This is a genomic window from Pantoea sp. Fr-CA_6 (assembly GCF_024520895.1).
Lineage (GTDB): Bacteria > Pseudomonadota > Gammaproteobacteria > Enterobacterales > Enterobacteriaceae > Pantoea > Pantoea agglomerans.
This window is the reverse complement of the sequence record NZ_JALNPO010000007.1, coordinates 98,569-122,962: the sequence shown is the minus strand read 5'-3', so window position 1 is coordinate 122,962 and position 24,394 is coordinate 98,569. Positions and strand designations below refer to the sequence as shown.

At 56.5% G+C, this 24,394-nt stretch carries 25 protein-coding genes; 4 read left to right on the top strand and 21 right to left on the bottom strand.

The window, feature by feature from the left end; genetic code table 11:
• Positions 1–63 precede the first annotated feature (63 nt).
• Positions 64–2,070 (top strand): bifunctional tRNA (5-methylaminomethyl-2-thiouridine)(34)-methyltransferase MnmD/FAD-dependent 5-carboxymethylaminomethyl-2-thiouridine(34) oxidoreductase MnmC, encoded by a 2,007-nt coding sequence (mnmC, locus tag NR201_RS14465; RefSeq protein WP_256844622.1) that lies wholly within the window; start codon positions 64–66, stop codon positions 2,068–2,070.
• A gap of 33 nt (positions 2,071–2,103) precedes the next feature.
• Here the strand turns inward: mnmC and NR201_RS14460 are convergent, their stop codons facing one another.
• From NR201_RS14460 to prmB, 6 genes are read right to left on the bottom strand one after another with little or no spacing between them, the layout of a single operon-like run.
• On the bottom strand, positions 2,104–2,388 hold the full coding sequence (locus NR201_RS14460) for a YfcL family protein (RefSeq protein WP_010257960.1): 285 nt from the start codon (positions 2,386–2,388) through the stop codon (positions 2,104–2,106).
• A gap of 32 nt (positions 2,389–2,420) precedes the next feature.
• Entirely contained in the window at positions 2,421–2,966 is a 546-nt protein-coding gene (locus NR201_RS14455; protein ID WP_003854284.1) for an elongation factor P hydroxylase, read from the bottom strand.
• A 19-nt stretch (positions 2,967–2,985) separates the two neighbouring features.
• Positions 2,986–3,789 (bottom strand): sulfite exporter TauE/SafE family protein, encoded by an 804-nt coding sequence (locus NR201_RS14450; protein WP_010671439.1) that lies wholly within the window; start codon positions 3,787–3,789, stop codon positions 2,986–2,988.
• Positions 3,790–3,797: 8 nt separating this feature from the next.
• Positions 3,798–4,622, bottom strand: a complete 825-nt coding sequence (mepA, locus tag NR201_RS14445) for a penicillin-insensitive murein endopeptidase (protein ID WP_010257953.1) — start codon at positions 4,620–4,622, stop codon at positions 3,798–3,800.
• Positions 4,623–4,626: 4 nt separating this feature from the next.
• Entirely contained in the window at positions 4,627–5,712 is a 1,086-nt protein-coding gene (gene aroC, locus NR201_RS14440; protein WP_010257950.1) for a chorismate synthase, read from the bottom strand.
• A gap of 45 nt (positions 5,713–5,757) precedes the next feature.
• On the bottom strand, positions 5,758–6,690 hold the full coding sequence (gene prmB / locus NR201_RS14435) for a 50S ribosomal protein L3 N(5)-glutamine methyltransferase (protein ID WP_182504370.1): 933 nt from the start codon (positions 6,688–6,690) through the stop codon (positions 5,758–5,760).
• Between the two features lie 159 nt (positions 6,691–6,849).
• On the opposite strand from prmB, the gene smrB reads away from it, so the two are divergent.
• The gene (gene smrB, locus NR201_RS14430; RefSeq protein ID WP_010257944.1) at positions 6,850–7,398 is read left to right on the top strand and encodes an endonuclease SmrB; all 549 of its coding nucleotides are present in this window, start codon (positions 6,850–6,852) and stop codon (positions 7,396–7,398) included.
• 29 nt (positions 7,399–7,427) lie between these two features.
• On the opposite strand, the gene sixA is transcribed toward smrB, so the two are convergent.
• From sixA to NR201_RS14410, 4 genes are all read right to left on the bottom strand, one after another.
• Complete coding sequence (gene sixA, locus NR201_RS14425; protein ID WP_010257941.1) at positions 7,428–7,910, bottom strand: phosphohistidine phosphatase SixA; 483 nt, start codon at positions 7,908–7,910, stop codon at positions 7,428–7,430.
• A gap of 224 nt (positions 7,911–8,134) precedes the next feature.
• Positions 8,135–10,231 (bottom strand): fatty acid oxidation complex subunit alpha FadJ, encoded by a 2,097-nt coding sequence (fadJ, locus tag NR201_RS14420; RefSeq protein WP_256849922.1) that lies wholly within the window; start codon positions 10,229–10,231, stop codon positions 8,135–8,137.
• On the bottom strand, positions 10,231–11,541 hold the full coding sequence (gene fadI, locus NR201_RS14415) for an acetyl-CoA C-acyltransferase FadI (RefSeq protein ID WP_256849921.1): 1,311 nt from the start codon (positions 11,539–11,541) through the stop codon (positions 10,231–10,233). Before fadI ends, fadJ begins: the two co-directional genes overlap by 1 nt.
• A gap of 158 nt (positions 11,542–11,699) precedes the next feature.
• Positions 11,700–11,996, bottom strand: a complete 297-nt coding sequence (locus tag NR201_RS14410; protein WP_256849920.1) for a YfcZ/YiiS family protein — start codon at positions 11,994–11,996, stop codon at positions 11,700–11,702.
• 358 nt (positions 11,997–12,354) lie between these two features.
• Here NR201_RS14410 and fadL point away from each other — a divergent pair, with 358 nt between their 5' ends.
• Entirely contained in the window at positions 12,355–13,638 is a 1,284-nt protein-coding gene (fadL, locus tag NR201_RS14405) for a long-chain fatty acid transporter FadL (RefSeq protein WP_010671434.1), read from the top strand.
• Positions 13,639–13,774: 136 nt separating this feature from the next.
• Here fadL and mlaA read toward each other — a convergent pair whose 3' ends face one another.
• From mlaA to ccmA, 10 genes are all read right to left on the bottom strand, one after another.
• Positions 13,775–14,539 (bottom strand): phospholipid-binding lipoprotein MlaA, encoded by a 765-nt coding sequence (mlaA, locus tag NR201_RS14400; RefSeq protein ID WP_022625091.1) that lies wholly within the window; start codon positions 14,537–14,539, stop codon positions 13,775–13,777.
• A gap of 150 nt (positions 14,540–14,689) precedes the next feature.
• The gene (gene ccmI, locus NR201_RS14395) at positions 14,690–15,898 is read right to left on the bottom strand and encodes a c-type cytochrome biogenesis protein CcmI (protein WP_256844626.1); all 1,209 of its coding nucleotides are present in this window, start codon (positions 15,896–15,898) and stop codon (positions 14,690–14,692) included.
• Entirely contained in the window at positions 15,898–16,350 is a 453-nt protein-coding gene (locus NR201_RS14390) for a cytochrome c-type biogenesis protein (RefSeq protein ID WP_033788173.1), read from the bottom strand. Before NR201_RS14390 ends, ccmI begins: the two co-directional genes overlap by 1 nt.
• Complete coding sequence (locus tag NR201_RS14385) at positions 16,347–16,904, bottom strand: DsbE family thiol:disulfide interchange protein (protein WP_010257920.1); 558 nt, start codon at positions 16,902–16,904, stop codon at positions 16,347–16,349. The genes NR201_RS14390 and NR201_RS14385 overlap by 4 nt, the downstream gene beginning before the upstream one ends.
• Entirely contained in the window at positions 16,901–18,859 is a 1,959-nt protein-coding gene (locus NR201_RS14380; RefSeq protein WP_256844627.1) for a heme lyase CcmF/NrfE family subunit, read from the bottom strand. The genes NR201_RS14385 and NR201_RS14380 overlap by 4 nt, the downstream gene beginning before the upstream one ends.
• A complete protein-coding gene (gene ccmE, locus NR201_RS14375) occupies positions 18,856–19,341 on the bottom strand; it encodes a cytochrome c maturation protein CcmE (RefSeq protein ID WP_061901238.1) in 486 nt (161 codons plus the stop codon). Before ccmE ends, NR201_RS14380 begins: the two co-directional genes overlap by 4 nt.
• Complete coding sequence (gene ccmD, locus NR201_RS14370; RefSeq protein WP_249654695.1) at positions 19,338–19,571, bottom strand: heme exporter protein CcmD; 234 nt, start codon at positions 19,569–19,571, stop codon at positions 19,338–19,340. The genes ccmE and ccmD overlap by 4 nt, the downstream gene beginning before the upstream one ends.
• Complete coding sequence (locus NR201_RS14365) at positions 19,568–20,308, bottom strand: heme ABC transporter permease (protein WP_010257913.1); 741 nt, start codon at positions 20,306–20,308, stop codon at positions 19,568–19,570. The genes ccmD and NR201_RS14365 overlap by 4 nt, the downstream gene beginning before the upstream one ends.
• 68 nt (positions 20,309–20,376) lie before the next feature.
• Entirely contained in the window at positions 20,377–21,036 is a 660-nt protein-coding gene (gene ccmB / locus NR201_RS14360; protein ID WP_010257910.1) for a heme exporter protein CcmB, read from the bottom strand.
• Positions 21,036–21,653 carry a cytochrome c biogenesis heme-transporting ATPase CcmA gene (gene ccmA / locus NR201_RS14355; protein ID WP_033767505.1) on the bottom strand — a complete coding sequence of 206 codons (618 nt, stop codon included), beginning with the start codon at positions 21,651–21,653 and terminating at the stop codon, positions 21,036–21,038. The genes ccmB and ccmA overlap by 1 nt, the downstream gene beginning before the upstream one ends.
• Positions 21,654–21,895: 242 nt before the next feature.
• Here ccmA and NR201_RS14350 point away from each other — a divergent pair, with 242 nt between their 5' ends.
• Positions 21,896–22,831 carry a formate/nitrite transporter family protein gene (locus tag NR201_RS14350; protein WP_010671426.1) on the top strand — a complete coding sequence of 312 codons (936 nt, stop codon included), beginning with the start codon at positions 21,896–21,898 and terminating at the stop codon, positions 22,829–22,831.
• A 483-nt stretch (positions 22,832–23,314) separates the two neighbouring features.
• Here the strand turns inward: NR201_RS14350 and NR201_RS14345 are convergent, their stop codons facing one another.
• The gene (locus tag NR201_RS14345; protein WP_256849919.1) at positions 23,315–24,127 is read right to left on the bottom strand and encodes a hypothetical protein; all 813 of its coding nucleotides are present in this window, start codon (positions 24,125–24,127) and stop codon (positions 23,315–23,317) included.
• Positions 24,128–24,394 lie beyond the last annotated feature (267 nt).

The window sequence follows — 24,394 nt, the reverse complement described above, 5'->3', positions numbered from 1 at the left end:
AATTTGCGTCATGTCACGCGGGTCGCTAGAATCGCGCCACTGCCTGAAAAACGAGCCTTTACCGTGAAATTGACCCCGGTTGAACATGCAAAGCTAAACTGGAATGAACAGGGTACACCTGTTTCCCGAGCGTTTGGCGATGTCTATTTCTCTAATGACAACGGTCTGGAAGAGACACGCTATGTCTTCCTTGGCGGCAACGGTTTTCCCCAGCGTTTTACTGAGCATCCGCGCGATCTGCTGATCGTGGCGGAGAGCGGTTTTGGCACCGGTCTTAATTTCCTGACGCTCTGGCAGGCGTTCGATGCGTTTCAGCGCGAACAGCCCGACGCCACTTTAAAACGTCTGCATTTCATCAGCTTTGAGAAATTTCCGTTAACCCGTGAAGATTTAACTGCGGCGCAGCAGCACTGGCCCGAACTGGCCCCCTGGGCGGAGGCGCTGCAGGCGCAGTGGCCCGCTGCCCTGCCCGGCTGTCAGCGTCTGCTGTTTAATGGCGGCCGCATCACGCTCGACCTGTGGCTGGGCGATATTAACCTGCTGATGGGCCAGCTGGATGAGAGCCTGAATCGTCAGGTAGATGCCTGGTTCCTGGATGGGTTCGCGCCCTCAAAGAACCCGGATATGTGGACGCCGGAGCTGTTCGGCATGATGGCAAAACTGGCGCGGCCGCAGGGGACCTTCGCGACCTTTACCGCCGCAGGCATTGTCCGGCGCGGTCTGCAGCAGGCGGGCTTTGCGGTCATCCGCCGCAAAGGATTTGGTCCGAAGCGCGAAATGCTATGCGGGCCGTTGCAGGATGCGCCTCCGCTGCCCGCCGCACAGCCCTGGTATCATCGTCAGGCTGCGGAGCAGCGTGATGTAGCCCTGATTGGCGGCGGCGTCGCCAGTGCCACCCTGGCGCTGGCGCTGCTGCGTCGCGGCTGGCGGGTAACGCTTTATTGCGCCGATGAGGCGCCCGCGCTGGGCGCATCCGGCAATCGTCAGGGAGCGCTCTATCCGCTGCTCAATCAGCACGACCCGGCGCTTGCCACTTTTTTCCCCTCGGCCTTCAGCTTTGCCCGGCGGCTCTATGATCAATTAACCGTCACCTATGAGCATCACTGGAGCGGTGTGCTGCAGTTGGGCTGGGATGAGAAAAGCCGTAAGAAGATCGATCAGATGCTGGCGATGGACCTGCCTGAAATCATCGCCTGTGGCGTCGATGTGGCAGAAGCTGAAAAACTGGCAAATGTTGAACATGGCTGTGGCGGCATTTTCTATCCGCAAGGCGGCTGGCTCTCACCGGCAGAGCTGACCACCGCGATGCTGGCGCATGGCGAGACCCAGGGATTGCGCATTCACTGGCTGCACCGGGTGAACGCGCTTTCCCGGGAGGATGATCACTGGACGCTGACGTTCAGCGATCGTCCGGCGGTGCGTCATCCGACCGTCGTACTGGCAAACGGTCATGCGATTGCCGACTTTGCGCAAAGCGCCCCGCTGCCGACCTATCCGGTGGCCGGTCAGGTAAGCCATGTTCCCTCCACGCCGGGCCTCAACGCGCTGCAAACGGTGCTCTGTTACGACGGCTATCTGACGCCTGTCAGCCCGCAGTTTGGTACGCACTGTATCGGGGCCAGCTATCACCGTGGCGATACCGCAACCGCGTATCGGGAGGAGGATCAGCAGGAGAACCGCAGCCGCCTGCTGCATTGCCTGCCTGACAGCAGCTGGGCCGAAACGGTGGATGTCAGTGACGGAGAGGCGAGAATGGGGGTGCGCTGCGCCACCCGGGATCACCTGCCGATGGTGGGCGGCGTGCCGGATTATGCTGCTACGCTGGCGCAGTATGCTGATTTACCGGCACAGCAGGCGGCAGGCAGCGATATCGCTGACGCACCCGATCTTGCGGGCTTGTATCTGTTTGGGGCGCTGGGATCGCGCGGCCTGTGCAGTGCGCCGCTGGCAGCCGAAGTGCTGGCAGCTCAGCTGGCGGGCGAGCCGCAGCCTCTGGATGCCAGTACCCTGGCAGCACTCAATCCGAATCGTTACTGGGTGAGGAAATTACTGAAGGGAAAAGCCGTTTAGCGGACGCTAAGGGCGGCACGCCGCCCTGCACCACTACGCGGAGAGCTGGCGTGCCTGAACAAACAGGTTATCCCACATCCCGACCACTAATGCCTGATCGCGCGGCGAGAGTTCTCCGGCAGCAATGGCATTTTGCAGACTGCGGGTCACCTGAATCTGCAGCGCTTCTGGCGTATGTTCGCCCAGTTGCTCCACTTCAGCGACGGCCAGTGTCAGATGCCCGCGCAGATAACCGCTGGCGAACAGCTCATCGTCACTGGCATGCTCGACCATGTCGTCAATCAGGGCCAGAATACGCGCTTCAAATTCTGCGATCATCTCAATTCCTCTTTTAATAATGCCTTTCTGCATCACAGATCGTCCGGCCAGGGAAACTGCGATGCTGTTAATGAAGGCCTGCCATAAAATTCCGCCAGGGCGGTAATAAAACGCGCGGGACGGTCGGGAATGCCCGACGTCAGATAGCTCATGACCTGAGCATGCACTTTACGCTGGAACGCAATGCGATCCGGCTCACAATCTCCGTCGAGATTGTCACAACTCACGTTGAAGGGAAAGCCTGCCGCCGTACAAAACATCCATTCCAGCGCCTGTGGCTTCACTTCCACCGCTTCAAACTGACTCTGGGTCAGCGCATCGCGGCCATCCGGACAGTACCAGTAGCCAAAATCGACCAGTTTGCGGCGCGCTTCACCGGCGATGCACCAGTGAGAGATCTCATGCAGGGCGCTGGCGTAGAAGCCGTGAGCAAAGACCACACGGTTCCACGGCGATTCGGCATCAGCAGGAAGATAGATCGGTTCATCATCGCCTTTAATTAGACGGGTCTGAAATTCATCGCTGAAACAGCGATCAAACAGCGTGATCAGCTGTTCATAATGATGTGTCGGGTTCATGACGGTATCAGGTTTTAGGTTACGATTGCAGCGTGGCAAGCCAGGCCATAACGGCGCTGCCATGGCTGTCCCACAGTAATTTAATGCTCATGACGGCAGACACAATCACCACCATCGGGCGGATCAGCTTCTGTCCGCGGCTCAGCACCAGTCTTGCGCCCAGACGCGCGCCGCAGAAAGCGCCGAGCATCATGATCAGGCCGGTTCCCCACACCACTTTGCCGCCGAACATAAAGAACAGCAGGCTGCCGAGGTTCGAGGTGAAATTGAGGACCTTGGCATGGGCGGTCGCTTTGGCAAGGTTGTAGCCGCAGAGCGTGACGAAAGCCAGCGCATAAAAAGAGCCTGCGCCCGGTCCGAAAAATCCGTCATAGAATCCCACAGCTCCGCCGCCGACCAGGGCAAAGGCCAGACCCTGCAGACGGCGCGCGCGATCCACTTCGCCGAGTCGCGGCATCAGCAGGAACCACAGACCGATAGCGATTAAAAACAGCGGCAGCATCTGGCGCAGGAAATCCGCCTGCAGGCGCTGAATCAGTATCGCGCCCAGCACGGAACCCAGCAGCGTCATGGCAATGTTCAGCCACTGTTCATTCAGATTGACCGCACCACGCCGGATAAAGTAGAGACTGGCGGAAAACGATCCACCGACCGATTGCAGTTTATTGGTCGCCAGCGCCTGGGCCGGAGAAAGGCCCGCCGCCAGCAACGAAGGTACCGTAAGTAATCCCCCGCCACCCGCGATTGAATCAATAAAACCGGCGAGCATGGCGATTAAAAACAGCAGCCCGACGAGCAGCGGGCTGACCACAAACCAATCCATGGAATCCCTTACAGTAGATGTTTATCCAGCAGGGCCTGACAGGCAGGCGGTAATGGCGGCGGCTCACGTTTCACCGGTGCGCCCGAACCAGGCTGTTTCGGCAGGAACCAGCTCTGCAGCTCTGCGCCGCAGCCATCGCCAGCAGGCGGTGCGGGCTGATCTTCACAGCCGATACTGCCCGCCGGGCAGCGCAGGCGCACATGCATATGGGCCCGGTGAGCAAACCACGGGCGCACTTTACGCAGCCAGTCACGATCGTTACCCGCATCGGCACAAAGCTGCTTTTTAATCGCCGGATTGACGAAGATCCGTGTCACATCATCATCTTTGGCGGCCAGTTTAATCAGGCTATCAATTTCCGGCTGCCAGTGACGCGCAATCACATTTTTGTCACCCGGCCCGACCAGATCGAGCGGCTGCGGTTTCAGCAGTTGCTGGGCGCTCCAGCGGGTTTTCGGCAGTTGCAGCCAGATATCGACATCCAGCCCGGTCTGATGGCTGGCGTGACCGCTGCTGAAACGCCCGCCTGCTGCCATGCCCATGTCACCAATCAGCACGTTGCCCAGTTGCAGGTTATGCACCTGCGTACTGAGACGCTGAATAAACTGAATCAGATCGGGATGACCAAAGTAGCGCCGCTGATCCTGACGCATCACCTGATAGTGCGGTGAATTCAGCGGCAGCGCCTCGGCGCCAACAATACAGCCGTTGGCAAAGCCACCGATTGACTGCGGTGCGCCGGTGATCGGCTGCTGGATGCGTTGCCACGGCGTCGCCGCCAGGCTGGAGGCGCTGATCAACAGCGCACTCAGGGTAAGCAGAAGAGCCTTCATGGCATCACCAGCGCGGTACGGAGCTGTTAACGTCACCGTTCTGCGCCCGCTGGCGCAGCAGATGATCCATCAGGACGATCGCCATCATCGCCTCGGCGATCGGCACTGCGCGGATCCCGACGCAGGGATCGTGGCGGCCTTTGGTGATCATCTCCACTTCTTCGCCGTCGCGGGTAATAGTTTTACCCGGCACGGTGATGCTGGAGGTTGGTTTCATCGCCAGATTGGCGCTGATGGTCTGGCCGCTGCTGATGCCGCCCAGAATGCCCCCGGCGTGGTTGCTCTGGAAACCATCGTGGCGGATCTCGTCGCGATGCTGACTGCCGCGCTGGTTAACCACCGCAAAGCCGTCGCCGATTTCAACGCCTTTAACGGCATTAATACTCATCAGCGCATGCGCCAGATCGGCATCCAGTCGGTCAAATACCGGCTCGCCCAGGCCTGGCGGCACGTGATCTGCCATGACCGTGACTTTAGCGCCAATGGAGTCGCCCTCTTTTTTCAGGCCGCGCATCAGTTCATCCAGCGCCTCCAGCTTGTCCGCATCCGGGCAGAAGAACGGATTCTCTTCCACGATGCTCCAGTCTTTCAGCTCACAGGCGATGTCACCAATCTGTGACAGATAGCCGCGCACCACGACACCGTGTTTCATCTGCAGGTATTTCTTGGCAATCGCACCGGCCGCCACGCGCATCGCGGTTTCGCGCGCCGACGAGCGTCCACCGCCACGGTAGTCGCGCTGACCATATTTCTGCTCGTAGGTGTAATCAGCATGGCCCGGACGGAAGAGATCTTTGATAGCGCCGTAATCCTGCGAACGCTGATCGGTATTTTCAATCAGCAGGCCAATCGAAGTACCGGTAGTCACACCCTCAAAGACGCCGGACAAAATTTTCACCTGATCCGGCTCGCGGCGCTGCGTGGTATAGCGCGATGTGCCAGGACGGCGGCGATCAAGATCATGCTGAATATCCGCTTCGGTCAGCGGAATACCTGGCGGCACACCATCAACGATACAGCCCAGCGCAAGCCCATGGGACTCGCCAAAGGTCGTTACTCGAAAAAATTGCCCGATGCTGTTTCCGGCCATGCTGTTTCCTTCTCAGGGTTCGGCGGGCGATGCTTCGCCCCACTTTTAGTCTTTGTAAAAAGAGAAATGGTGTTTTGCGTCGACAATCTGCTGGCGCGTCAGCGTAAAGACGCCGTCACCGCCGTTGTCGAATTCCAGCCAGGTAAAGGGCACGTCGGGATACTGTTCGATCATGTGCACCATGCTGTTGCCCACTTCGCAGACCAGGACGCCCTGCTCGCTGAGATAATCTGGTGCACAGGCCAGAATGCGGCGTACCAGCTTCAGGCCGTCGCTGCCTGCCGCCAGCCCCAGCTCCGGTTCGTGGCGATATTCGTTCGGCAGATCATCCATATCTTCCGCATCAACATACGGCGGATTGGTGACGATCAGATCATATTTCAGCGGTGGCAGTTCGCGGAACAGGTCAGCGCGAATCGGCGTAACCTGATGAATCAGACCATGTTCTTCAATGTTCTGCTCGGCAACCGCCAGCGCACCGGTAGAGATATCCACCGCGTCCACTTCCGCTTCCGGGAAGGCATAGGCGCAGGCAATCGCGATGCAGCCGCTGCCGGTACACATATCCAGAATATGATGGGGTGGCGTGCTGACCAGACCGGCAAAGCGGTTCTCAATCAGTTCGCCAATCGGTGAACGCGGCACCAGCACGCGCTCATCAACAAAGAATTCGTGGCCGCAAAACCAGGCTTTATTGGTCAGATAGGCGACCGGAATGCGCTCGTTAACGCGACGAATGACGCGCTCGACGATCAGAAGACGTTCGCTGGCGGTCAGACGCGCATTGCGCATATCTTCAGGAATATGCAGCGGCAGCCAGAGTGACGGCAGGACCAGTTGAACGGCTTCGTCCCAGGGATTGTCTGTGCCATGTCCGTACCAGATTCCGGCAGCGGAAAAGCGGCTGACCGCCCAGCGCAGCATGTCCTGAATGGTGTGCAGTTCGTTCACTGCCTCATCGACGAAAATTTTGTCCACGTAGCCCTCCGCAGGCCTTTTGCTAAATCGGCCAGTAGTGTGCCATGAAGCCGGGGAGAATTCAGCGCAGCGAGGTGAAAAAGCTGACATTTAATGACGCTTAACGGTAAGGTATCGACTCTGCTGTGTGACAGCCTTTTCTGATATGACTGACCTGCCATGAGTAAAAAAACACCACTAAGCCCGGATGACCAGGCGCTGTTTCGCCAGTTAATGACGGGTACACGCCAGTTAAAACAGGACACGTTTGTCCACAAAGCGCCGGTTAAAACCCGCCACATTCCGGTAAAGCGTCTGCTTTCAGAGCAGGCGGACAACAGTCATTACTTTTCGGATGAGTTTCAGCCACTGCTCTCAACGGAAGGTGCCACCCGTTATGTGCGCGCCGATGTCAGCCATTTTGAGCTGAAGAAATTACGTCGTGGCGACTATACGCCAGAGATTTTCCTCGATCTGCACGGCTTAACGCAGCAGCAGGCCAAGCAGGAACTGGGGGCACTGATCGCCGCCTGCCGCCGTGAACATCTGTTCTGCGCCAGCGTCATGACCGGTCATGGAAAGCATATTCTGAAGCAGCAGACGCCGCTGTGGCTGGCCCAGCATCCGTGGGTGATGGCTTTTCATCAGGCACCCAAAATGTTCGGCGGTGACGCCGCGCTGCTGGTTTTGATTGAGATTGAGGAGTGGCAACCGCCTGAATTGCCCTGAGAGGGGCCGGAATGATCGGCCCACAGACGTCAGATTGCTTTAGCCAGCTTTTTGGGACTGACCTGCCACAGCAGTTTACCGGCACTCGCCGCGGGATCGAATTCCACGCAGGCAATAGCGGAAGTGGCAAACATTGGCGGTGCTTCCTGCGGGCACAGTTCAGAGACTAAATACCCCACCAACGGTAAATGTGAGATCACCAGAGCCGATTTCACGCCTTCATTCGCCAGGGCCTGCAGATAGCACCCGACCATCTCCGGATCGCCGCCCGGCGTTAATTCCGGCAGAACGTCCTGGCTTTCCGGCAGGGGAAAGGCTTCACGCACGGTCGCGAGCGTTTGCTGCGCGCGTAAATAGGGACTCACCAGGACACGCTCAATGTCCGGCGTCTGGCTGTTAAGCCAGTTGGCCATCTGACGTGATTCATTGCAGCCACATAAGGTTAAAGGCCTGACTGAATCACTGGCTGCTTCCAGAGCCGCATCGCCGTGACGCATGATAAAAACTTGCATAAAGCACCGCTGTTGTTTGTCGACATCGCCCGACGCGTAGCGCCTGACTCTTCACTCTGCGAATGAACGCTGTGTTTTACCCTAATGGCTTTAGTATAGTCAACCGGTTGTTTATTAAATAAGCACTTCTCAGAATCATGCTGCGCCGCACACTCTGGCGGCGCTTTTCTAAGCCGCTGAATCGGATTGGTTATTCCATTTTCAGCAGAAATGTAAAATTTCGTCTATTTTGCAGCCGCCTGAATCAGCGCCTCACAGGGTGTGAATCGTTCGCCATGCTGCTGCGCAAGCCGGGTTAATCTGTTGACCACTTCCGCCGCGCCCAGTTTGTCCATGTAGTGGAACGGGCCGCCTAAGAAAGGCGGAAAGCCGATGCCAAACACCGCACCGATATCCCCATCGCGGGCGCAGCGAACCACCTGCTCATCAAGACAGCGTGCCGCTTCGTTCAGCATCATCATCACGCAGCGTTCAGCAATCTGCGCTTCACTCTGCCTGGCCTGCGGCGAGACTTTCAGCAACGTATACAGCGAAGCGTCCGGTTTTTTACGCTGCCAGCGCGGCTGGTCATAGCGATAAAAGCCTTTGCTGTTTTTACGTCCCTTGCGGCCATCTTTCAGCACCGCATCAAAAGCGGCTGGCGCGGCAAAGCGTTCACCATAAGCCTGATACAGGATGGGACTGATTTTGCTGCCAACGTCGATACCGACCTCATCCAGCAGCTGAATCGGGCCGACCGGGAAACCAAACTTCACCAGCGCCCGATCAATATGGTCAATCGGTTCGCCCTCCAGCAGGCAGCGCATCGCTTCATTTATATAGGGCGTCAGGATGCGGTTAACATAGAAGCCAGGCTTGTCCGCCACCACAATCGGAGTTTTACCCTGGCTGCGCGCCAGCGCCACAATCGTCACCAGCGTCGCGGTAGAGGTATTCAGATGAGGAATCACCTCCACCAGCGGCATTTTCTCTACCGGACTGAAATAGTGCAGCCCGATGACGTTCTCAGGACGCTGGGCGCCGGCGGCGATCGCCTCAATCGGCAGCGAAGAGGTATTTGAGGCAAACAGCGTATGCGGCTGACAGTGTGCCTCCACTTCGCTGACCATCTGCTGCTTCAGGGCTAAATCTTCGAATACGGCTTCAATTACCACGTCGCGCTGTGAGAAGCCCTGATAATCGATGCCGCCCGTGATACGTGCCATCTGCTGATGACGCTGTGCCGGAGTGAACTGGCGCCGTTTAACCTTTTTGCTCAGCAGCTCCCAGCTGGTTTTCAGCGCATGGTTCACCCCTTCCAGGCTGATATCTTTAATGCGTACCGGCAACCCGGCGTTGATTGCAGTGACGCTGGCGATGCCGCCGCCCATCAGGCCGCCGCCGAGGATACCAACACGCTTGACGGTGCCGGGTTCCGCTTCACCGCCCCGCTCCTTTTTCATAGCCGTAGTCGCGAAAAAGATCCCGCGCAGCGCAACAGATTCTGGCGTCATCGCCAGCTCACCAAAAGCGCGCGCTTCAGCCTCATGTCCGGCCCGACTGCCCTGCTCCAGCCCGATGCGCACCACCTCAATAATGCGTTTTGCTGCCGGATAGTTACCCTGCGTTTTGGCTGCGGTCTGTCGGGTCGCCAGCGCAAACAGCGCCTGACGGCCAACCGGACCATGCAGCAGACGATCGCGCAGCGGCAGCGTTCGTCCACTAACCTTGCCCTTTTTCACCCGGGCAATGGCGGTCTCCAGCAGAATCGCCTGCGGCACCGCGTCATCGACCACGCCCAGCTTACGGGCCTGTTTCGCCCGCAGGGCTTTGCCAGTCAGAATCAGTGGCAGCGCCTGCTGCACGCCGATTAAGCGTGGCAGCCGCTGAGTGCCGCCAGAGCCTGGCAGTAAGCCGAGTTGCACTTCCGGCAAACCGAGGCGGGTTTTATCATCCAGCGAGCAGATACGGGCATCACAGGCCAGCGCCAGTTCCAGCCCGCCACCGAGGCAGGCGCCGTGGATTGCCGCGACCACCGGGAACGGCAGCGCGTCGAGCGCAGCCATTACTTCCTGGCCCTGTTTTGCCAGCGCTTCGGCTTCCTGCGCGCTCTTACAGCGGTCAATCATGCTGATGTCTGCGCCCGCGATGAAGTTGTCCGCTTTGCCGGAAATCAGCACCAGGCCAGCCAGTTGCGGATCGCGTCGCGCTTCCGCAATGATGGCGGTGATCTGCCCGGCAAATTCCGCTTTCAGGGTGTTCATCTTCTCACCAGGGACATCGATCGTAATGATGCCGACGTGATCCAGTCGCATCTTCAGATGAAACGCATTCTGCTCCATTATTCGGCCTCCAGAATCATTGCCGCACCCAGGCCGCCTGCCGCGCAGGCCGTGACCAGTCCTAACCCGCCACCGCGACGGCGTAATTCATTCAGCGTCTGGGTGATCATGCGCGCACCCGTGGCGGCAAAAGGATGACCATAGGCGATCGATCCGCCCAGCACGTTAAAGCGCTCTTCATTCACTTCGCCCAGCGCGTGTGGCCGATTCAGCACCTCACGGGCAAAACGCTCGTCGCGAAACATGTGCAGGTTGCTCAGCGTCTGGGCAGCAAAAGCTTCATGCATATCGATCAGCGTCAGATCGGCCAGGGTTATGCCGGCGCGATCCAGTGCCAGTGGTGAAGCGTAAGCCGGGCCCAGCAGCATATCCTGCTGCACACCAATGGCGGTAAAGGCGTAGCTGCGCAGATAGCCCAGCGGCCTGATGCCCAGTTCACGGGCGCGGCCCTCGCGCATCAGAATCACTGCCGCCGCGCCGTCGGTGAGAGGCGTGCTGTTGGCCGCGGTGACGCTGCCGTGCTGGCGATCAAATGCCGGACGCAGTCGGGCGTAATCCTCCGCTTTGGCGTTCATCCGCACGTTATTGTCCTGATCGATGGCGCTTTTCCACGGTGGCACAAAGGCTGCCATGACTTCCTGATTCAGTATCCCGGATTGCCAGGCCCTGGCGGCATGCTGATGGGATCGCAGCGCCAGCGCATCCTGTGCTTCGCGAGTGATGCCGTGACTCTTAGCCATCTGCTCCGCAGTGTCGCCCATGCGCAGGCCGGTCGAATACTCCGCCACTGCGGGCGGGACCGGCAGCAGATCACGCGGGCGCAGACGCCGCAGGATGTGCAGTTTTTGACCGAAGCTGCGGGCTTTATTGAGATCCACCAACGCGCGGGCCAGCGTTTTACTGACCCCAATCGGCAACACCGACGAAGAGTCTGCGCCACCGGCAATACCGGCAGAGATGGTGCCCGCCAGCAGACTTTCTGCCACATTCGCTACCGCCTGAAAGCTGGTGGCGCAGGCACGGCTGACGCTGTAGGCGTCGGTATTCACACTCAGCCCGCTGCTTAATACAATTTCACGCGCAATGTTCGGCGCTTCCGGCATCTGCACCACCTGCCCAAAGACCAGTTGCTCGATCACCTCAGCCGGCAGTTCACTGCGCGCCATTAATTCGCTGACCACCATACGTCCCAGCTCAATGGCGGGAATGCCATGGAAGCCGGTCGCTTGGCGTAAGAAAGGGGTGCGTAATCCGTGGGTTATTGCGATGCGTTCACCATCACGCGTCAGCAGCGGCTGCGCTTTGCTCATTGTTCTCACCTGTGGCTGGGACTGTGGCATCATTGCCTGAAGAGGTCTGACCTGATCAGTGTTAACCACAAGCGGGTGAGCCGCCAATGCCGGAAGGGAAAAAGTGCGAAGGGAAACACGAAAATGAAAAACGCCGCAGTGACGCGGCGTAATGGGACTTAACGCAAACCGAGCTGAAAAATCATGGTTTCAGCCTGACAACTGAAGGTGAAATCGATATCCAGCTGCACTCCCTGACCCACTTCGCTGAAGCGCGATTCAATCAGACAGGGTTCTGATTCAACCTCGCGGGCACGTTCGGTCAGTTGCGCTAATTTCGCTTCCGCATCGGCACGCTGAGCAAACCATTCTGACCAGCTGGCGGTGCAATCGGTGTTATCCATTACCGTGCCGACATCAACACAACAACAGGCTGCGGTTTCGGTCGCACTGCATTTTTTAATGGCATCAGTCATTTCATTCTCCAGACCAGCAATTGCATAGGTTGAGCGATTTTATGGACGAAATCTTACCTGCTCGCTGAAAGATGCGCCACGCACCTGTTGCTAAGTGACGAATATCACAATAAAAATTGATCCAGAACAAACTGGAATGGTTATGCTGTCCAGGATCAGGGGCTTTTTGTTATGCAGATCGAATTTTAAGCGATCAAACCTGAAATATTTTAAAAACAATATTGCAACATGCACACAGGTCGGACCTATACTCTCCGCACTGGTCTGATATGTGCGCTTTACATCAGTCCCTACAATCCGCCGTCCTTTGTTACGCGACGTTATAGCGTTAAATAATAATTCACATGAGGTTGTGGTCATGAACCATAAAAACCTGTTTGCAAAGTCAGCCGTGGCGGCTGCAGTGGCGCTTGTCTCTTCCCACGTTTACGCTGCTGGGTTTCAGTTAAATGAATTCTCTTCGATTGGTTTAGGTCGCGCATATTCAGGCGAAGGGGCAATGGGTGATACCGCGGCGTCTGCCAGCCGTAACCCGGCGACAATGGCGTTAATGGATCGCCCGGAATTTTCTATCGGGGCTGTCTATATTGCGCCGGATGTAAATATCAGTGGTCGCAGTCCCAGTGGCCGCAGCCTGGATGCGAATAATATTGCTCCTAATCAGTGGGTACCCAATATTCATTATGTCCAGCCCATCAACGATCAGTGGTGGATTGGCGCATCTGCAACCTCAAACTACGGCTTAGCAACAGAGTTTAATAATGGCTACACCGCTGGCGGTTACGGCGGTAAAACTGACCTGATGACCGGCAATTTAAATCTCAGCACCGCTTATCGCTTTAATGAACATTTTAGTGCAGGCATCGGTTTTGATGCGGTTTACGCTAAAGCCAAAATTGAGCGTTATGCCGGTGAGTCAGGCGCGCGGCTGGGGGTTCCGGCTGATACGCAGGTGGCCCATCTGAAAGGCGATGAGTGGGGCTACGGCTGGAATGCTGGCATCCTGTATGAAGTGGATGAAAATAACCGCTTCGGCTTTACCTATCGTTCAGAAGTGAAAGTTGATTTTGATGGCGATTACAAAAGTAATCTCTCATCCCGGCTGAATGCGGTGAATAATCCGGAAGTGTCAGGCGTACCTTTTGGCACCAACGGCACCACCGTTCCAGGCGCGTTAACGCTGAATCTGCCAGAGATGTGGGAAGTGTCGGGCTGGCATAAAGTGGCACCGCAGTGGGCGGTTCACTACAGCATGGCTTACACCAGCTGGAGCCAGTTCCAGGAGCTGAAAGCCACTGGCTCTAACGGCCAGACGCTGTTCTATAAAGATGAAAGCTTCCACGATGCCTACCGCATTGCACTGGGCACAACCTATTCCTACGACAAGAACTGGACGTTCCGTACCGGTATTGCGTTTGATGACAGCCCGGTTCCGGCCGATAAGCGCTCTATCTCCATCCCGGACCAGGATCGTTTATGGCTGAGTGCCGGTACTTCTTACGCCTTTAACGATGATGCCTCGGTTGATTTAGGCATCTCTTACATGCACGGACAGAAAGTGACGGTGAAAGAAGGTCCTTATACCTTTACCTCTGAAGGCAAGGCCTGGCTCTACGGCGCGAACTTTAACTATAAGTTCTGACTAGATGATACGATCAAAAAGGGCGACTCTGGTGAGTCGCCCTTTTTTGTGGCCGTGGATCGCTTAATGGCTCAGCGAGCATACGCGCTGCGCAAAGAGGCAAAAACCGCCATCCCTGGCGGCTCAGCGCGGGCGATTACTCGGCGTCAATATCCTTCAGGTCATCCTGAATCGCGGCTGCGTTAGGATTATCTTCCGGCTTGAGCTTGCCGCCGCGCGCCAGGAAGTCGTGACGCTGGAAGTAAGCGTTACGGATGAAGGCGTACGGATCGCTCTGCTGTTTCAGGATTGCATCAGAGTCCAGCAGCTGCGCGCGGGTCTCAATCCCTTCAAGCGTCCATTTACCAATCGACATTGGCCAGGTCAGCCAGCCAAGTATCGGATAAAGCGTATCAACGTAGTCGCCGCCATCCTGACGCACCGTGAAGCTGCCGTAAGCAGGCAACTCAACGTAAGGCCCGTAGCCGACACCATAGTGACCGAGCGTGGTACCGAATCGGTGCGGCTCTTCACGCGCCAGTTCCGGATTCGCCTTACCGGCAACGTCAATGAAACCGCCCAGTCCCAGCACGCTGTTCAGGAAGAAACGGGTAAAGTGCACACCCGCATCACGCCCGTTACCGACCAGGATGGCGTTAACCATGCTGGCAGGTTCTTCCAGGTTGCCGAGGAAGTTGCTCAGGCCGGTACGTGCCGGCACCGGCACATAATCACGCCAGGCCACAGCGACCGGACGCAATACATACGGATCCAGCACGTTGTAGTTAAAGTTAAACATCGTGCGGTTAAAGCCTTCGAACGGATCGCTGCGCTGAGCAGGATCGCTATTCGCCGGCTTTGAACTGGCACAACCTACCAGAAGGACGCTGGCGACAGCCAGGCTGGTCAGGCGATAATTCATTCCAATCTCCCTGTGCGGATGAAAAAGGTCTACCCATCGTTCAGGTCACAGCCCGGTATCGAATCGACTTACCCGATGAGCATAGCTGACTTTGTGCCAGAGGCAGCAGGCAATGGCACGCATCATCCTGAACGCGGTCAGTTGATGCGTTCAGGGAAGCTGCTGATTAATCTCTACCGCGATCGGCTGATGCCCATCCCAGGGCGTTACGGCGCTCAGGCCCAGCCAGTCACCCGGCCGGGGATTGGCTGGGTCACGGGAGATACGCACCCGGACCTCGACCTGATGCTGCGCCGAAAGAAGGCGATCCGGCATCATGGCGTTGCTGTCATCCAGCGTCAGCGACAGCGGGAAGTGACTGAGCGGCATCCGCTTAACAGCCACCGGCACCGGTGAAGCACCGTCAGAAACCGAAATATACAACACTCCGTCCTGCGGTAACATTTTTTCTGCCTTAGGTGCCAGCGTCACGGTCAGCGCCAGCTGACGACTCTGTTGCCCGGCGGCACTTCTGGCCTTTTCGATGCTGCGGGCGATCATCGCATGTCGCGAATCACCGGCCGGCAACAGACCCAGCAGGGTCTGCCATGCGTCGATAGCCTGATCATATTGCTGCTGTCCGTAAGCATTAAATGCCAGCAGGCTAAGCGTACGCAGGTTTTGCGGATCCGCTTTAAGCAATTCCTGCAGTAGCAGTGACGCCTGACGGTTATCCTGCGGATCGGGGGATCGCGTCAGGACTTCCGCATAATCCTGCTTCAGCGCCAGATCGTTGGGAGCAAGCTGTAATGCATGCTCAAACGCCTGGCTGGCGATCTCCGCATTATTCAGCACCATGCCGAGCCGCCCCAGCATGGTCCAGTCGGCCAGATTATCCGGTTCCGTTTGCAACGCGGTACGCAATCCGAGCTGTAAACGCGCCAGCTCCTCCATGCTCAGCGGTTTAGCGCCAGGGTCCATCAGTCGGGCACGCAGCTCAGGATACGCCTGCTGCACCTGCTTCCAGCCCGTGAGCTGTGCCAGGCCACCGGTTTTCAGGTAAGTTCCCAGCGATACCCCAATCAGCACGATCAGGCCCGGCAGCAAAATCCAGCGGCTGCTGCTGTGTGATTTCATCGTCTGTGCCGGTGGAATATCCGCCAGCAGTGTCTGCTGTAACTCCCGCTCCATCAGCGGACGCTCAGCGACGACGCCCTGATCTTCATCCTGTGCCAGCTCATCTATCCGCTGATGGTAGAAGCGCTGATTAAGGCGATCGCGATCGCCTGTGCTGGCCTGACGTTGCCGCCAGCCCGCCGCCATAAACAGCGTACAGGCCGCCAGCAGTAACAGAAAAAGGGTGATCCAAAATGCACTCATTACGGCTTCCTGTCTGACTTCAGTAGCGCATTAAGACGCTGTTGCTCATCTTCATCCAGCTCACTGCGGGTTTTGCGCTGACGGCTGCGCAGGATAATCACCGCGCCGCCCAGCAGCGCAAACAGCGCCGGACCAGCCCACAAAACCAGGGTTGAGGGCGTGACCGGTGGCGAATAGCTGACGAAATTGCCGTAACGCGCCACCATATAGTCGATGATCTGCTGGCGACTCTGGCCCTGCTTCATCAGCTGATAGACTTTCAGCCGCATATCGGCGGCAATCATGGCGTTTGAGTCGGCGATGCTGTTGTTCTGACACTTCGGACAGCGTAGTGAAGCGGTCAGGTCGCGGTATTGTTCTTCCTGGGCCACCGAGTCAAATTGCAGCGTGTCGATGCTTGCCCACAGGTTGATGCTGAACAGCAGGCCGCACAGCAGTAACAGCATTCTCATGATCCCGCCTCCGCACTGTATTTCACCCACAAGGGTTTCACTTCCTGATCCCAGACGCGCGCATTGAGATCGCCCGCGTGGCGATAACGGATGATCCCCTTACCGTCGATCAGAAAAGTTTCCGGCGCGCCATAGACGCCGAGATCCAGTCCCAGCATGCCGTTGCCATCATAGAGGCTCAGCGCGTAGGGGTTGCCCAGCGTATTCAGCCAGTTAACCGCCTTGTGACGATCGTCTTTGTAGTTCAGCCCGACGACGCGAATGCCCTGCTCCGCCAGCGTATTCAGATACTGATGCTCGGCGCGACAGGTCGGACACCAGGTCGCCCAGACGTTCAGCAATATCGGTTTGCCATCCGTCAGCACGCGCTGGTCGTAGGTTTTTCCTGGCTGATCGAGTGCTTCCAGCCGGAACAGCGGCACCGGCTTGCCGATCAGAGCGGATTCGAGACGGGTCGGATCGTCGCCATCGGCATTACGTGTCAGCTGCCACAGCAGCGCCGCCGCCAGCAACAGAAACAGCATCAGGGGAATAAACAGGATTTTCTTGTTCATATCCGCTCCTCAATTCCCGCTTTTTTGCGCGAACGATAACGGGGATCAAACAGGCAGAACAGCCCACCCAGCGCCATCAGCGCACCACCGAACCAGATCCAGCGGACAAAGGGTTTGTAATAGATGCGCACGGCCCAGCCGCCATCCTCCAGCTCTTCGCCCAGCGCCGCATAGAGATCGCGGCTGAAACCCCCATCAATCGCCGCTTCGGTCATCATGGTGCGGGCGGCCGTATAAAAGCGTTTCTCTGCCTGCAGCGTCGCTTCATGTTTGCCGTTGCGCGTGACATCGATGATGCCCATGCCGCCGCTGTAGTTAGGCCCCTGCAGATTCTGCACGCCGCGGAAGACAAAGTGATAGTGATGAATATCGATGCTATCACCCGCCTTCATCCGCACATCGCGTTCCACGCTGTACTGAGTGCTGAATGCAATACCGATCACCGTCACTCCTACCCCAAGATGGCCCAGTACCATGCCCCAGTGACTGCGCGACAGGTGACGTAAACCGGCAAAGAACGGATGACGGTGAGTGGCGCGCTCATGCAGTTCCAGCAGCGTCAGCACGATAATCCAGAGTGACATCAGCAGGCCAACCACGGTCATCGCCTCAATGCGATCCTGCAGCCACCAGGGAATGATGACGGAACAGGCCAGGGTCACGATCAGCGCCAGCGCCAGCCGCTTTGCCAGCTTCTGCGGCTCATCGCGACGCCAGCGCACCAGTGGCCCGATCCCCATCAGCAGCGCAAACGGCGCCATCAGCCAGCTGAACATGGTGTTGAAGAACGGCTCACCGACCGAAATGCTGCCCAGGCCCAGTTGCTTGTGCACCAGCGGCAACAACGTGCCGAGCAGAACCACCAGCATCGCGGCAATCAGCAGCACGTTATTACCCAGCAAAAACGATTCGCGCGACCAGGTTTCATTCTGCACCCGGCCACGTACCTGCCCGCCTTTAATCGCGTAGAGCAGGAGCGAACTGCCGATAACAATCACCAGAAACGCGAGGATAAACATCCCGCGCGCCGGATCCGAGGCGAAGGAATGCACCGACACCAGCACCCCGGATCGCACCAGGAACGTCCCCAGCAGGCTCAGCGAAAACGCGGTAATCGCCAGCAGCACGGTCCAGGCCTTAAAGGTGCCTCGCTTTTCAGTGACCGCCAGCGAGTGCATCAGGGCGGTGCCTGCCAGCCACGGCATAAACGACGCATTTTCAACCGGGTCCCAGAACCACCAGCCGCCCCAGCCCAGTTCGTAATAGGCCCAGGCCGATCCAAGGACAATACCAATCGTCAGAAAGACCCAGGCCGCCGTGGTCCAGGGACGCGACCAGCGCGCCCAGGCCGTATCCAGCCGTCCGGCCATCAGCGAGGCGATAGCAAAGGCAAACGCCACCGAAAAGCCGACATAGCCCATATAGAGCAGCGGCGGATGGAAGATCAGGCCGATATCCTGCAGCATCGGATTCAGGTCATGCCCGTCTATCGGAAAGTCCGGCAGCGTGCGGCCAAACGGATTCGAGGTCAGCAGGATAAACAGCAGGAAGCCGAGATTGATCATGCCCATGACCGCCAGCACGCGTGCCAGCGCATCCTGTGGCATACCGCGACTGAATATCGCCACCGCTAATGTCCAGGTGCTGAGCAGCAACACCCACAGCAGCAGCGATCCTTCATGCGCGCCCCAGGTGGCGGCGATGCGATAATAAACCGGCAGCAGGCTGTTGGAGTTTGTGACGACATAGGCAACGGTAAAATCGTTGCTGATAAAGGCCCAGACCAGCAGCGCGAAAGCCGCCGCGATGCAGATAAACAGACCGCAGGCCAGCGGACGTGCCATTGCCATCAGGCGGGCATCCTGGCGCACTGCGCCCCATAGCGGATAGCTGCTCAGCAGCAGGGAGAGCCCCAGCGCCAGGCAGAGCAGAAAAGTACCAATCTCGGGCATCATAATGATTTATTTCCCGCCTGATACAGCGACTGGGGGCCGGTGTGATTACTCTTCATCGCGTCTTCAATCTCCGGCGGCGTATATTTCTCATCATGTTTCGCCAGCACTTCTTTGGCGATCACCTGGTTGCCCGCCGCCAGCACGCCCTGCGCGACGACGCCCTGCCCTTCACGGAACAGATCCGGCAGGATGCCTTCAAAACTGACGCTGACCACGCCGCGGGCATCATAAAGTTTGAACGACACGGCAAGCGTATTCGGATCGCGCCGGACGCTGCCGGGCATCACCATGCCGCCAACGCGCAGCCGCTGGCCCGCTTCGGGCTTCTCGTGCGCCTCGCCTTTGCCGTAAAGGATTTCACCTGGGGTATAGAACAGATCGATGTTTGAGCGCAGCGCATACATCACCAGCGCGGTGGCCAGGCCGAGGCCGAGCAGAATCGCCACTGCCGCATAGAGGCGGTTGCGTCGACGGGTATTCACAATATCTCTCCTGCCGCTTCAGCCGCGGCTTTTTTAGATTTCGCTGCCCGGATGCGGCGTTCCCGCGCGTCGCGCTGGCGGATCTCAGCCAGCAGGCGGCGGCGCAGCAACAGGGTATGCAGCGTCAGCCCGACAAGCGGAATCAGCGTGCAGGCAACCGCCAGCCAGACATAGAAGGCGTAGCCCCCCATCTCAAAGAAAGCGTGCCAGGAGGAAAAGGCGGGTGTCATGCCTGCTCTCCCCGCTTCGCCACATCAATCGCCCAGGGACGATGACGTTCGGTTAACAGAATCAGGTTGCGCAGCCGCATCAGGGTCAGCGTGATAAACACCAGAAGATAACCGATGATTGCCCAGCGCAGCGGCGTTCGCATCACTGGCGCAATCGCCTGCTGGAGAATGCCCGACGAGCCCTGATGCAGGGTATTCCACCACTGTACTGAAAAGTGAATGATCGGCAGATTAACTACGCCGACCAGAATGAGAACACCCGCGGCCCGCCCTGCGGTGCGGCGGTCATCAAAAGCATGCCAGAGCGCAATCACGCCCATATAGAGGAACAGCAGCACCAGCTCCGAAGTGAGGCGTGCATCCCAGATCCACCAGGTCCCCCACATCGGCTTGCCCCATGCGGATCCGGTGACCAGCGCAATAAAGGTAAAGACCGCGCCCACCGGTGCCATGGCGGCGGAAACCAGATCGGCCATTTTCATCTGCCACACCAGGCCGATAAAGGCGGCGATGGCCATCGAGGCATAAATGCCCATCGACCACATCGCGGCGGGCACATGAATGTACATGATGCGGAAACTGTCGCCCTGCTGATAGTCAGCGGGAGCAAATCCAAAGCCCCAGGCCCAGCCCAGCAGCAACGCCGCCAGCCCTGAGATGGCGAACCACGGCACCAGTCGCCCCGAAAACTGATAGAGCCGTTCGGGCCTGGCCAGCTGATGTAACGCTTTCCACATATCAAATGCTCACATTAACGATAAAAGAGTGTTGCCGCGTCTTTTACGCGCGGTTATTTCAACGGCTGTTATTGCAAAGTAATTCTTAGCGCTGCCGCCGTGGCAAACGGGGAGAGCGTGGCGCTGCCCAGCAGCATCGCGCCGAGAATCGCCAGATAGCCATTAATCGGCAACCCCTGACTGGCCGCCTCCATCGCCGCACTGGCGAAGATCAAGACCGGAATGGCCAGCGGCAGCACCAGCAGGCTAAGCAGTACGCCACCGCGCCGTAAACCCACCGTGAGACCTACACCAATGGCACCGAGAAAACTCAGGGTTGGCGTGCCGAGCAGCAGCGTCAGGGCCATCGCCCGCCAGCCATTAAAATCCAGCGACAGCAGCAGCGCGGCCAGCGGCGACAGGATAATCAGCGGCACGCCTGTGACCAGCCAGTGCGCCACTACTTTGCCGATAACCGTTACCGGCAGCGGCGTCGGCAGCAGTACCAGTTGCTCCAGCGAACCATCGCTGAAGTCATCGCGAAACAGCCGCTCCAGCGCCAGCAGCGACGCCAGCAGCGCGGCAACCCAGGCTACGCCCGGTGCAATACGCGCCAGCTGTTGCGGGTCAGGTCCGATGCCCAGCGGAAACAGGGTAATAACAATCAGGAAAAACCAGAGCGGATTGATCACATCAGCCCCGCTGCGAAAGGCGATGCGTAATTCACGCTGGATGAGGCGAAACAGCATCAGCCTTCCTCCCCGTCGCCGAGGCGAATTTTGCGCACCCGCGCAGCATCCGCGGGCAAATCCTGATGGGTTGTCAGGATCACTGCGCCACCGTTATCGGCATGCCGGGCGAATTTCGCCATTAATTTTTTAACACCCGCTTTGTCGATGGCGGTCAGCGGCTCGTCGAGAATCCATATGCGGGCCTGGCTGAGCCACAGACGCGCCAGCGCTACCCGACGCTGCTGGCCCGCCGATAACCGGCTAACCGGCACCTCTTCGTCGCCCGTGAGATCGACGCTTTCCAGCGCAGCAAAGATCTGCGCATCACTGCAATCAGGATGGTAGAAACGCAGATTTTCCAGCGGTGTAAGCACGCCTTTGACACCGGGATGATGGCCCAGATAGAGCATCGCCTGATGCCAGGCTTCGCGCTGCCGCAGGATTGGCCGCTGCTGCCAGCGTATTTCACCCTGTTCAGGACGGCTCAGGCCAGCCAGCAGGCGCAGGAGTGAGGTCTTACCGGCACCATTGGGGCCTTCAATCTGCACAATGTCGCCTGCAGAGACGCGAAATGAGAGCTGGCGGAACAGCGCACGTTCGTCGTATGCACAAGTGAGCGTAATGATTTCCAACATCGAGGGGGGAATCGCACCAGCTAAAAGTGGCCGGGATATTACCACAATGTTGCTGTGGGCCGAAGTGTGAGCCACCGCTCAGTTTCGATGCCATGGGTTTATTCGTGCGGTATCACCCGCAGTCTGAATAAAAATGCAGTTCCGAAAAACGTTGTTACGCTTATTCGCATCGATCGTTACATTATCGGCAAATAAAAAACGGCTACGCTTATTACGCGACAGCACTATCACCAGGAGAAAATATGAAGCCTTCATCAGGTAATGAACAGGGTCCTAACGACGTCGAGAGTGAAGAGAAGGATAAGGGCACTGACATCGAAGTCGATGAGGAGGCTTTACCCTCCCGCGCCGCCGCCATCCATGAAGAGATCCGCCAGGATGGGGAGAAGGAGCTGGAGCGCGATGGTATGGCGCTGCTCTGGTCAGCCATTGCGGCGGGCTTATCCATGGGCGCCTCGCTGATGGCGAAGGGGATATTTCAGGTGCATCTGGATGGCGTACCAGGGGCATTCCTGCTTGAAAACCTGGGTTATACCTTTGGTTTTGTTATCGTCATCATGGCGCGTCAGCAGCTGTTTACCGAAAATACCGTCACGGCAGTCCTGCCGGTGATGCACAAACCGACCTGGAGTAATGGCGCTCTGCTATTACGTTTATGGGGCATCGTCTTGCTGGGTAACCTGATAGGGACGGCACTGGGTGCGCTGGCGTTTAATGAGATGCCGATATTTGACGAGGCTACCCGTCAGGCGTTTACCAACATCAGTATGAAGGTGATGGAAAATACGCCCGGCGAGATGTTTGCCAATGCGGTGATCTCCGGCTGGATTATCGCCACCATGGTCTGGATGTTCCCCTCGGCGGGGGGCGCCAAACTGCTGGTGATTGTGATGATGACCTGGCTGGTTGCGCTGGGTGATCTGGCGCATATCGTGGTGGGATCGGTGGAAGTGCTCTATCTGGTCTTTAATGGCAGCATCAGCTGGTATGAATTCTTCTGGCCGTTTGCCCTGCCGACGCTGCTCGGCAACATTACCGGCGGCACGCTGATTTTTGCCCTGATCAGCCACGCGCAGATCCGCAACGACATGAGCGAAGCGGCCGTGGCTAAAGCCAAGGCTGAGAAGAAGAAGCAGGAGAAACGTCGCCAGCGCGAAGAGCAGGAAAAGGCTGAGTAAATCCAGGGCAGGCAGAGCAGATTGAACCGCTCTGTCTGCCTTTCTGGTCTGTTTGCTGAAGGCGATTTGCCAGGCGGGCGTCTGAAAAACGTTTACTGGAAGTGGCTGCTGTAAAGAGGGAGTGAAGATTTAAGAGTCGGGGTGCCGCTTCAGTCTGGATGACATCCCGGACTTCAGTACAGCTGTTTCCGCTTTCTGCACGTAACGTTAGCGCGTGCAGAAAACCGGAATTGCTGGCGGAATGAGCAAACGGACGGCGATGTAGTGAATCTCACGGCCTGTTTGCGCTATACTGCGCGCCGCTGTCCTCTTAGTTAAATGGACTAACACAAAAAACCCCTTAACCAATTGTTTTAATTTAAATTAAACAAAAACAAAACTCTTGATTGGTACGCTAAAATGTACACAAATTTTCAGTATCCGGCGCTGCTTTGCCATTAAAAAAAGGAATTATATTGAATGCTACCAGCCGCACAAACTTATTTAATCTTCTTCTAAATACTGAAGGTTAGTCGTTCCATCGAAATTAAATTTAGGCATTTTACTTACATGCCCATTTGAGAAAATCCCATTGGTTACCTCATATTCATTACCGCACTGCTTACATGCAAAATCACCACCTTCGTCTAACTCAAATAAATGAAGACTTATCTTACTTTCACAAGACATACAATTGAAAGTAGCACTGCAAAAATGCTCGACGCCATCGTCTCCTGATAATCTTATAACATAGTAGTTTTTGCACCCTTGAGATTGGCATTTCAATATTGAGTTATTGCTCACATAATGTTTTGTAAACAAAATATCTTTTTTACACTTTCCACAATTTATAATATCGTAAGGCCTGTGAAAGGATATTAAATTATAACCTTGTGTTTCGTCCATTTTTTCCAAAGCATCTTGGATAACCTGCTTATTAATTTTATAATTATCGACTTTCTTAAGTGTTGGTTGGTGAAGATTTGAACCAAGTGCATTGTATATTTTTTTTAAATCAGAATACTTTATATTTTTATATGCAATGGTTTCTTTTTCTCCCTCTGGAGTGCTTATTTCCATATAAAGATCTTTATCAGCAGTCTCTTCAAAGTCTGATAGTAACCTTATTGCTTGCGGAGGCTGCCAGGTATTCATTACACTTTCAGGAATTTTATCCATACCTGCTCTTAATTGATTATAAACATGTGCCTCTATAGCAAATCGTAATTCAAGCGAAGCATATCTTAAACTATGTTCTTCATTAGACTTCAAAAGCTCTCTAGCCCTGTCTAAGTGTGCCTTAACCTGATATTTCATATAAATACCTTTTATAAAAAACTCGTAATTAACCGGAAGTAACACCGTTTTTTCCAGCTGTTTAATGACATAAAATTTTACTGATAAACTATCTTAAGGTATTTTTACTATTTTACTACTGAAAAATCTGATTATGTAAGAGTCGAGAGTATCTCGCGCCTCATGGCCAGAAAGTTTTAATCTATTGTTTATTAAAATAAAATTACAAAAATTACTCACTCCCCTTAAAATCAATCAATCTAATTGTATGATAATTCATATGAATAT